Source organism: Kitasatospora sp. NBC_00070, assembly GCF_045041205.1.
In the GTDB taxonomy this organism is placed as follows: domain Bacteria; phylum Actinomycetota; class Actinomycetes; order Streptomycetales; family Streptomycetaceae; genus Kitasatospora.
The window spans coordinates 6,834,879-6,845,302 of record NZ_CP108247.1; the positions used below are offsets into that span (position 1 = coordinate 6,834,879).

At 72.2% G+C, this 10,424-nt stretch carries 8 protein-coding genes and 1 pseudogene; 7 read left to right on the forward strand and 2 right to left on the reverse strand.

The window, feature by feature from the left end; genetic code table 11:
* Nucleotides 1-128: 128 nt before the first annotated feature.
* Complete coding sequence (locus OHV05_RS31030; RefSeq protein WP_405020626.1) at nt 129-2,090, reverse strand: glycoside hydrolase family 5 protein; 1,962 nt, start codon at nt 2,088-2,090, stop codon at nt 129-131.
* Nucleotides 2,091-2,286: 196 nt separating this feature from the next.
* Nucleotides 2,287-3,444, reverse strand: coding sequence for an ROK family protein (locus OHV05_RS31035; protein WP_405020627.1), 1,158 nt, complete (start codon nt 3,442-3,444; stop codon nt 2,287-2,289).
* A gap of 161 nt (nt 3,445-3,605) precedes the next feature.
* On the opposite strand from OHV05_RS31035, the gene OHV05_RS31040 reads away from it, so the two are divergent.
* The 7 genes and pseudogenes from OHV05_RS31040 (at nt 3,606) to OHV05_RS31070 (ending at nt 10,413) form a co-directional block, all read left to right on the forward strand.
* On the forward strand, nt 3,606-5,726 hold the full coding sequence (locus tag OHV05_RS31040) for an alpha-galactosidase (protein ID WP_405020628.1): 2,121 nt from the start codon (nt 3,606-3,608) through the stop codon (nt 5,724-5,726).
* Nucleotides 5,727-5,833: 107 nt separating this feature from the next.
* Nucleotides 5,834-5,929 (forward strand): annotated as a pseudogene (locus tag OHV05_RS31045) (hypothetical protein); the annotation flags it as partial.
* Between the two features lie 362 nt (nt 5,930-6,291).
* Entirely contained in the window at nt 6,292-6,579 is a 288-nt protein-coding gene (locus OHV05_RS31050; protein WP_405020629.1) for a hypothetical protein, read from the forward strand.
* Nucleotides 6,580-6,741: 162 nt separating this feature from the next.
* Nucleotides 6,742-7,635, forward strand: a complete 894-nt coding sequence (gene argB / locus OHV05_RS31055) for an acetylglutamate kinase (RefSeq protein WP_405020630.1) — start codon at nt 6,742-6,744, stop codon at nt 7,633-7,635.
* 91 nt (nt 7,636-7,726) lie between these two features.
* On the forward strand, nt 7,727-9,097 hold the full coding sequence (locus OHV05_RS31060; RefSeq protein ID WP_405020631.1) for a lysine N(6)-hydroxylase/L-ornithine N(5)-oxygenase family protein: 1,371 nt from the start codon (nt 7,727-7,729) through the stop codon (nt 9,095-9,097).
* A 32-nt stretch (nt 9,098-9,129) separates the two neighbouring features.
* Entirely contained in the window at nt 9,130-9,378 is a 249-nt protein-coding gene (locus OHV05_RS31065) for a phosphopantetheine-binding protein (protein ID WP_405020632.1), read from the forward strand.
* A 48-nt stretch (nt 9,379-9,426) separates the two neighbouring features.
* Nucleotides 9,427-10,413 (forward strand): ABC transporter substrate-binding protein, encoded by a 987-nt coding sequence (locus OHV05_RS31070; RefSeq protein ID WP_405020633.1) that lies wholly within the window; start codon nt 9,427-9,429, stop codon nt 10,411-10,413.
* Nucleotides 10,414-10,424: the final 11 nt, after the last annotated feature.

Sequence of the window (10,424 nt, forward strand, 5' to 3'; positions counted from 1 at the left end):
CACCTCGGTCGGCTCGCCCCTCGCGTGAGCGTAGAGGGCGCCGACGAATGGTGGTAACAGGGGTACGGGAGCCGGGAAGTGATGCTATGTCGACAAGTGGCCGCGACCTGCTTCCGGCCGGAGCCCGCTCAGCTCAGCGGACGGCAGAGCAGGGCGTCCGGTACCCCGCCGTGGTTCCACCGCCAGGTGAAGGCCACGCCGGCCAGGTACTCGGTGTCGGCGCACTGGCCCTTGTAGTGGCCGGGTGCCCAGTCACTGGCGGTGGAGCCGCCGGTGCCGGGGCGGTTGTCGCCGTGGTCGAACCAGACGTTGCGGCCGGTCAGCGGCAGCGGGGTGGTGGCGGGGGCGCACAGCAGGGTGGCCATCGCGTTGCCGCTCGCGCTGTAGCCGACCGCGAAGGTGTGGTCGGGGCACTGGAGCTTGTTGTAGCCCGGGGCCCAGTCGCCGTGCGTGACGTAGCGCTCGTCGTTGACCGCGATCCAGTCGCCGGCGGCCTTGGCGGGCTGGTTCGCGTCGGTGCACAGGCCCCGGTTGGAGCTGCGGGCGAGGGCGACCACGCGCTGGGTGTCCGGGCAGTTGCCCTTGCGGTAGCCGGTGGCCCAGTCCGCCTTGGCGCGCATGGTGAGGGAGAGGTTCTGGTCGCCGAAGTCGAGGTCGAGCATGTTCCAGCGGTCGGACCGGGCGATCCGTCCGGTCCGGGACGGGGCGTCGACCAGCTTGTTCCAGGCGGTGGCGCGCCAGTCGCCGGGGTCGGTCAGGCCGAGCCGCCGGCCGGCCGTGTCGTAGTTGACCAGGGCCCAACTGTCCTGCGGCTTGCCGTCGTTGCCGGTCCAGCCGACCAGCGGCCAGACCGCGAAGTCGGTGTCGTTGGCGACCAGGATGTCGGTGAAGTTGGCCCACCAGGTCTGCTCCAGCGGGTCGCTCTCGTCGCGGCCGGCCGCGCCGAACTCGCTGATCCACACCGGCGCGGTGAAGTGCTGGCCCGCCTCGGTGACGAACAGCGCCTCGTCGTGGACGAGTTGCCGGAGCTGGTCGAGCGGGAACCGCTCGTACGGCCAGTCGTTGGTGTGACCCGGGCCGCTGGCGGCGCCGGTGTAGTTGGGGCCGGTGTAGCCGTAGAAGTGGGCGGAGTAGACCAGCTTGTTCGACTGGATCAGGGTGTTGGAGAGATTGCGGACCGGGGTCAGCATCGGCCGGCCGTAGTCGAGGCCGTCGAGCGGGATGCCGTACCAGTTGATCCCCTCCATCACGATGAGCAGGTCCGGGACGGCCTGGAGGATCCGGTTGCCGGCCTCCTGGAAGGCGGCGTACTCGTCGTGGGAGTCGCCCCAGCCCCAGTTCGGGTTGTCCCAGGTGTCGCGGCGGACCTCGTTGCGCAGGTCGGCGCCGACCACCCGCTTGTTGTCCTGGTAGCGCTTGGCGAGGAACACCCAGTCGTCGATCCACTGCTGGGTGGACTGGCCGCTGTTCCAGCGCTCGCTGCCGTCCAGGCCGCAGCAGAACCGGTAGCCGGTGGTGTGGTTGTTCAGGACGACGGCGAAGCCGTCGGCGGTGAGGGCCGCGATCACCGCGTCGAACACCTGGAGCGGGGTCCGGCCCCGGAGTTGCGGGTTGGCCGCGACGGCGGAGTCCGGCACCACGGTGGTGTCGTGGACCAGCGCGTTCGCGTACGGGAGGCGGATGCTGTTGAGGCCCAGCGCGTGGAAGTCGGCCAGGATGGTCGCCAGCGGTGCCCGGTCCAGGCCGAGCGGGATGTTGTTCGACAGCTGTCGCGCCTGGTGGTTGGCCGGGTCGTTGACGTCGCCGCTGCCCTGCCAGGTGCCCTGGGCACCGGCCCAGTTGCCGGACTTGAGCTTGAAGCGGTTGCCGTTCGCGTCGACGATCCAGCGGCCGCTGGTGCTCAGCGGGCCGGTCCAGGAGGCGGCCAGTTGAGGCCCCGTCAGCACGGCCGGGCCGGCCGGGGCGGCGGCGGGAGCGGAGGTGGCGGAGGCGGGCGCCCCGCCGAGGACGAGGGTCAGGGCGGCCGCGGCGGCGGCCAGCGTTCGGAGGATGGGGCTTCGGACGGCGGGGGCCGAGTCGGCTGATCTCATGCTGTTCCCCTCCAGGGGGTGGGGTGGGGCCGAGGAGCTTCGGGTGGTGCCGGCCGGACCGGTGGTCCGGAGTCGGGGAGCGGCCCGGGCTCAGCCCTTGAGGCCGCTGGTGGCGATGCCCTCGACGATGTGCCGCAGGGCGAGCAGGAAGCTGTCGGGTGCCGGCCTCGCCGTAGGCGTGCGACCAGTCGGAGGCTCAGGGGAAGAGGGCCTGGATGCCGACCACGGCGGCCCCCCGGGCCCACTCCTCCCAGGGGAGCGGACGCAGGGTCAGCGGGCACTTCGCCGCCGCCTTGAAGCAGTGCGCGGCGTAGGCCTCCCTGATGTGCACGCCGAAGAGGTCGTAGGTGTCGAGCCCCTCACCGGTCACCACCACGCGTTCGGGGCCGAGCAGGTTGACCAGGACGGCGATGCCGGTGCCGATCGCCTGACCGGCCCGGGCGAACGCGGCGCGGGCGGCGGGCTCCCCGCCGCGGGCGAGCTGGACGGCCCCGTCGAAGTCGAGCTCCGGACGCCCGGTGGCGCGCCGGACGGTGGCGAGGATGGCGTCGCTGGAGGCGACGGCCTCGACGCAGCCGACCTGGCCGCAGTGGCAGCGCGGCCCGTTCGGGTCGATGCTGATGTGCCCCATCTCGCCGGCCACCCCGTACGCGCCGGTGACCAGGTCACCGTTGACGACGACCCCGGAGCCGATCCCGGCGCCGATGGTGACCAGGGCGAAGTACTCGGTGCCGATGCCGTCGCCGAACCAGTGCTCGGCGCTGGTGAGCGCCTTGACGTCGTTCTCCACGGTGACGGTCAGCCCGGTCGCCGCGGCGACCGTCTCGGCCAGCGGCACGTCCTGCCAGCCGGGGAGCACCGAGTAGCAGACCCGCCCCCTCAGGCGGTCCACGTCGCCGGAGACCGCGATCCCCAGGTGCCGGGTGCGGGCCCTGAACTCGGGCTCGGTGTCGAGGAGTTCGGTGACCAGCTCGGCCAGCAGCGCGCACACGGCGGCCGGGTCGCGGTCGCCCAGCGGGCGGCTCGCGGTGGTGCGCATCCGGGCCTGCAGGTCGCAGACCGTGCCGAACAGGGTGTCGGCACTGATCTTCACCCCGAGGACGAACTCCCGGTCGGGAGTGACCGCGAGCGGGTTGACGGGGCGTCCGGCCCCGGGGGCGGTGCGCTCCGGCGGGAGTTCGTGCAGGTAGCCGTCGTCGATGAGCGGTCGGGCGGCCTTGGTCACGGCGGTCGAGGACAGCCCCGTCCGGCGGGCCAGCTCGACCCGGCTGAGCGGGCTCTCGGCCAACAGCAGGGCGAGGATGGCGGTTTCGGCCGGTGCGGAGACCAGCGGCCTCGAGTGGTTTGGAAACACGGCCGCAACCTACCGGTAAATAAATAACTTCGTCCAGTATTGATTTCCCTCCGGGCCGGACCTACGCTCTGGCCCAACTCCCCATGCTCCGGCCGCCGTTCGCCATGCAGCCGTTCGCACCGCGCACGATCTCCGCCGTCGCCGAACCCCCGGGACCTCCTGTGCCGCCCACGTCCTCCGCCGTCTCCTTCGACGCCGCCCGCGGTCTCGCCGTCCTGCGCACCCCGAACAGCACCTACGCGCTGCGGGTCGGTGTCGACGGCAGCCCCCGGCACCTGCACTGGGGGGCGGTGCTCGACACCGCGGCCCTGACCGGCCTCACCGTGGCCGCCTCGCCCGCCGCGAGCAGCTTCGAGGCGGACCCGGCGCCGGACGAGCTGGCCCCGCAGACCGGGGCGCGGTTCGGCCCGGCCGGCCTCCAGGTGCGGTTCGCGGACGGCACCTCCGGCGCCCAGTGGAACTTCGCCGGGCACACGCTCCAGGACGGTGAACTGCGGCTGCAACTGACCGACCGTCACTACCCGTTGGCCGCCCGGCTCTGTTACCGGGTCCGCCCCGGCAGCGACGTGATCGAGCGCTGGACGGAGCTCACCCACACCGGCACGGCGGACGCGGGCCCGATCACCGTCGACCGGCTGGACTCGGCGGCCTGGACGGCCCCGGCCCGGCCCGACTACCGGCTGAGCCACCTGGCGGGCGGCTGGAACAGCGAGTTCCAGCTGCACCGGGACCGGCTCCCGGTCGCCGAGACCGTGCTCACCAGCCGGCGCGGCCTCACCAGCCACCACGCCAACCCCTGGCTCGCCCTGGACGACGGCACCGCCGACGAGGAGCACGGCGAGGTCTGGAGCACTGCCCTTGCCTGGAGCGGGAGTTGGCGGATCACCGTGCACCGCGACCCGGTCGGCCGGACCGGCTGGACCGGCGGCTTCGGCCACGAGGGAGTGCGCTGGACCCTGCGGCCCGGCGAGAGCCTGCACACCCCCGTCTTCGCCGGCCTCTACACCTCCGGCGGCTTCGGCGCCGCCAGCCGCGCCTGGCACACCCACCTGCGCAGCTGCGTGCTGCCCGCCCCCGAGCAGGACCGGCCGGTGGTCTACAACTCCTGGGAGGCCACCGGCTTCGAGGTCGACCAGGCGGGCCAACTGCGGCTCGCCCGGCTGGCCGCAGGGCTGGGCGCCGAGCTGTTCGTCCTGGACGACGGCTGGTTCGGCCGCCGGACCAGCGACCGGTCCGGCCTCGGCGACTGGACGCCGCGCCCCGAGGCGTTCCCCGACGGGCTGCGCCCGCTGGCCGACGAGGTGCACCGGCTGGGCATGGCCTTCGGCCTCTGGGTGGAGCCGGAGATGGTCAACCGGGACAGCGACCTGTACCGCGCCCACCCCGACTGGGTGGTGCACGCGCCCACCCGGGACGCCACCGAGCTGCGGCACCAGCTGATGCTGAACTTCGGCCGCCCCGAGGTCGAGGGCTGGGCCCACCGGACGCTGGACCGGCTGGTGCGCGAGCACGACGTCGACTGGCTCAAGTGGGACGCCAACCGGGGGGTCACCGAGGCGGGTTGGGCCGGTCACCCGGACCCGGACCGCCTGTGGATCGACCACCCCCGCGCCGTCCACCGGATCATGGACCGGCTCCGCGCCGACCACCCCGGCCTGCGGATCGAAGCCTGCGCCGGCGGCGGCGGCCGGGCCGACCTCGCCGTGCTGGCCCGCACCGACCAGATCTGGACCTCCGACAACACCGACCCCGTCGACCGGATCGCCATCCAGCACGGCTTCAGCCAGCTCTTCCCCGCCCAGGTGATGGCCGCCTGGGTCACCGACAGCCCCAACACCACGACCGGCCGCACCACCCCGCTCCGGTTCCGCTTCCACGTCGCGATGGCCGGCGCGCTCGGCCTCGGCGGCGACCTGACCGGCTGGTCCGAGGCCGAACTCGCCGAGGCCGCCGCCCTGGTGGCCCGCTACAGGCAGATCCGCCCGCTGGTCCAGCACGGCCGGCAGCACCGGCTGACCGGCGGCGGCGGTGTGACGGCCGTGCACCACGCCTCCGAGGACGGCGCCGACCACGCCGTGCTGGTCTGGCGCCCCGTCACCCGGTTCGGACACCAGCCCCCCGCGTTGGTGCTGCCCGCCCTCGACCCCACCGCCCGCTACCTCGACCCGGACGAGGGGATCGTTCACAGTGGCGTCGTTTTGACCCGGTACGGTCTCGAGCTGCGGTTGCCTCCCGGCGACCACGCCAGCCGCCTGATCCGACTGCGCCGGGTCGCTCCCTGACCCGGTCGGCCGGCCCGGCACCGTGACACGAAGGAACAATCGGTACGGAGACCCGCCGGGTTCTGGTCGTCGGCATCGACGGCGTACGCCTCGACCTGCTGCCGCAGTTGGACACTCCCCACCTCGACGCAGTCGCCCGGGCGGGTTTCCTGGCGCCGGTCGAGGTCGACGAGGTGACGCCCACCATGTCGGGCCCCTGCTGGACCACCGTGGTGACCGGGGTCGGGGTCGCCAAGCACGGTGTCCGGGGGCAACAACTTCGTCGGGAACCGGCTCGACGTGTTCCCCGACTTCACCGCCCGGCTGGCCGCCGGGCACGGGCTGCGCACCTTCGCGGTCGGCGGCTGGGAGCCGCTGTTCCTGGCCCGGCAGGGCGGCCCGGTGTTCGCCGCGCCGAGCCGGCTGTCCTACCTCGCCCCACGGGCGGACACCCCTGCGGCCTGGGAGGAGTGCGACGGGAGCGTGACCGCCGAAGCCGTCCGGATCCTCGGCTCCGGCGAGGACCTGGCGGCCTCCTTCGTCTACCTCGGCGCCGTCGACGAGACCGCCCACTTCCTCGGCTGCGGTGCCGAGTACCGACGGGCGATCGAGACCGCCGACCGGCGGCTGGGCGACCTGCCGGCCGCCGTACGCGACCGCCCCGACGCCCGGTCCGAGCAGCCTGGAGCGCACCGCCTGGATCGCCGCGAGCGGCCCCGACATCACTCCCGGCATCACCCCCGACGTCCAGCCCGGCGGCCTCCGGCACGCCGATGTCGCCGCCCACGTGTACGCCGCCCTCGGCATCGCAGCCGACCCGCACCGGACCCTCGACGGACGGCCCTTCCCCACCCGCGTCCCGCAGACCGCCTGACGCGCCCGCACCCACCCCGGTCCCCGCAGTCGCTGACGGAACGTGAGTGCGGGGCGGGTAGGTGACGAGTCGGCCAAGGATATGTAAGGTAAGGCTCGCCTTACTGGCTCGATCGAGCCGATCCTTGTCGACGCTGGGGGAGTTTTGAAGAGCCTTCGTGGCTTGCTGGAGCCGCAGTCGTCGCTGGAGCAGCTGCGCGGCAGCATCGTGGTGGTGAAGTTCGGTGGGAACGCCATGGTGGACGGTGGGTTGAAGGCGGCTTTCGCGGCTGATGTGGTCGAGTTGCGGCGGGCTGGTGTGTGTCCGGTGGTGGTGCATGGTGGTGGTCCGCAGATCAGTGCCCAGTTGGGCCGGTTGGGGTTGGAGTCGTCGTTTGCGGCGGGTCTGCGGGTGACCACGCCGGAGGTGATGGATGTGGTGCGGATGGTGTTGGCGGGTCAGGTGCAGCGTGAGCTGGTGGGTCTGGTCAATGCTTTCGGTCCGTTCGCGGTGGGGATGACGGGTGAGGATGCGCGCACCATGACGGCGGTGAAGCGGTATGCGGTGGTGGAGGGTCGTCGGGTGGACATCGGTCTGGTGGGTGATGTGGTCGGTGTCGAGGCGGGTGTGGTGCGGGCGTTGATCGCGGACGGGCGGATTCCGGTGATCTCCTCGATCGCGCGGGGTGTGGACGGTCAGGTGTACAACGTGAACGCGGACACGGCGGCTGCGGCGCTGGCGATCGAGTTGGGGGCGGCCCGGTTGCTGGTGCTGACCGATGTCGAGGGTCTGTATGCCGACTGGCCGGACTCCGGTTCTCTGATCGACCGTCTGACGGCAAGTGAACTCGATGCTCTGCTGCCGGTGTTGACGAGCGGGATGCTGCCGAAGATGGAGGGCTGCCTGCGGGCCGTCCGGGCCGGGGTCGGCAGCGCCCGGGTGCTGGACGGCCGGGTCCGACACGCCCTGCTGGCGGCTTTCGGGCCGGGTGGCACCGGCACGTTGGTGGTCCCGGACCGGCCCGCCCGGAGTGCGCTGCAGGCCGATCGCATCGGTCTGCAGGCGGACGTCAGTTGACTACGTCGCCCCCATGATAGAACTTAGGTAAGCCTTACCTTGTTGAGGCTGCCGGATCACGAACCAGCAAGCAGTCAACGGGAGGACCAGCATGTCGCGAGGGCTCGGACAGAGCGCAGCCGATCGGGCCGACGAGGCCGCCCAGGTCGACGACCTGATCGGGATCGGCTTCGGCCCCGCGAACCTGGCCCTGGCCATCGCGATCGACGAGCACAACCGGACCGGACCGGCGCAGGCGCTCCAGGTCCGCTTCCTGGAGCAGCAGGAACGATTCGGCTGGCACCGGGGCATGCTGCTGGAGGGGGCGACCATGCAGGTCTCCTTCCTCAAGGACCTGGTCACGATGCGGGATCCGCGCAGCCGCTACACCTTCCTGACGTACCTCCAGGAGCGCGGCCGGCTCGCCGACTTCATCAACCAGAAGAGCTTCTACCCGACCCGGTTGGAGTTCCACGACTACCTCGAGTGGTGCGCGGCCCAGCTCACCCACCAGGCCGGCTACGGCCGCCGGGTGGTGGCGGTCCACCCCGTCGAGCGGGACGGCCGGGTCGCCCTGGTGGACGTGGTCTCGGAGTCGGTGACCGACCCGGCCGACCGGCGGACCCACCGGGCCCGCAACGTGGTGGTCGGTACCGGCCTCAAGCCGCGGCTCCCGGCGGGCGTCGAGGCGGGCGAGCGGGTCTGGCACACCAGGGACCTGCTGTTCCGGGCGCCCCGCCTGACGGACCGTCCCCACCGCAGGTTCACCGTGGTCGGGGCCGGCCAGTCCGCCGCCGAGGCGGTGGAGTACCTGTACCGGACCTTCCCGGACGCCGAGATCTGCGCGGTGGTCGGCCGCTACGGCTACAGCCCGGCCGACGACAGCCCGTTCGCCAACCGGATCTTCGACCCGTCCGCCGTGGACGAGTTCTTCGGCGCCCCGGACGAGGCCAAGCGGACCCTGCTCGGCCAGCACGCCAACACCAACTACGCGGTGGTGGACGGCGACCTGATCGAGCAGCTGTACCGGACGGTCTACCAGGAGAAGGTGGCCGGCACCGAGCGCCTGCGGATCCTCAACGCCAGCCGCCTGACCGGGGTCGAGCCGGGCGAGGACGGCGCCCGCGCGCTGGTCCGCTCGCTCACCACCGGCGAGGAGCTGGTGCTGGAGTCCGACGCGGTCGTGCTGGCCACCGGCTACGACCACGTCGACCCGCGCGAGCTGCTCGGCGAGCTGGCCGCCGCGTGCGTCACCGACGCGGCCGGCCGGCTGCGGGTGGAGCGCGACCACCAGCTGCTGACGGCCGATCACATCGACGTCGGCGTCTACCTCCAGGGCGGCACCGAGCACACCCACGGCATCACCTCCTCGCTGCTCTCCACGCTGGCCGTGCGGGCGGGCGAGATCTGCGACTCCCTGCTGCTGCGGCTGACCGGTGACGAGCTCCGGCTGGACGAGGCCGCCGGCCTCGCCGCGAACTGACCCGTCCTCACCACCCCACGGAGCGAACCGAGATGAACCCCACGCCCGGCCTCGACCCGGACAGCCTGCGCGCGGACCTCGCCGAGATCCTCGGCGAGCGTCCCGAGGACATCCTGGACGACGACGACCTGCGCGACCTCGGCCTGGACTCGATCCGGCTGATGACGCTGATCGAACGCTGGCGGGCGCGCGGCGCCACGGCCGAGTTCGCCGACCTCGCCGAGGTCGGCCCCGCGCCCACCATCCGCGCCTGGTCGGCCCACCTCCGGGCCACCCACTGACCTGGCCCGCCCGGCCCACCCCCTGAACGCACCCTGCTGAGGAGAACCATGAAGACCCACGCCCTGTCCACCCGCAGCCGCAGACTCGCCGCCGTCGCGTCGGCCGCCGCGCTGCTGACGCTGACCGCCTGCGGTTCGGACGGCGACAAGGCGGCCGGCGACGGTGCGAAGAGCTCCCCGTCCGCGCCGAAGGTGATCGAGGCCACCAACGGGAAGATCACGGTGCCCGCCGACGTGAAGCGGATCGTCACCGTCTCGTACGCCACCGGCGCACTGCTCGACCTCGGCGTGCAGCCGGTCGGCACCAGCACCCTGGACGAGAACAACCCGGTCGAGCTGCTGCCCGCGCAGAAGGACGCCGCGGCGAAGATCGAGCCGATCGGCTCCGGCATCGAGATCAACATCGAGAAGGTCGCCTCGCTCAAGCCCGACCTGATCATCGTCGAGGGCGCCACCGCGTTCGACTGGGGCGTCAAGAAGCTCGAAGGCATCGCGCCCACCCTGTACTTCGGCGTCGACAAGCCGGTCGACCTGCTGACCGCGCAGGAGAAGATCGCCACCGCCGTCGGCAGGGACGCCGAGTTCAAGAAGCTCAAGGGTGACTACGAGGCCAAGGCCGCCAAGATCAAGGCCGACTACGCGGGCAAGCTCAACACCGTGAAGTGGAGCTTCGCCTCCTCCTACGGCGGTGGCGAGTTCCTGGTCGACACCAGCAGCTCCTGGGTCGGCCGGGTGCTCAAGGACGCCGGCGCGACCTTCTCGACCGCCTCCGCCGACGGGACCGAGCACGAGGTCACCTACTCGACCGAGAAGCTCGACGTGCTCGCGGACGCCGACATCATCCTGATCCCCAAGCTGGCCGCCACCGGCGAGGTCCCGGCGGACACCAAGGACCTGGACAGGCAGCCGTCCTGGCAGAACCTCAAGGCCGTCAAGGCCGGAAAGGTCGTCCCGGTCACCTACGCGACCACCGACCGGTACGGCACCTCGATCGACGTGCTGAGCCAGCTCGAGACCGTCCTCAAGGGTCTCTGACCCCCGCCGCC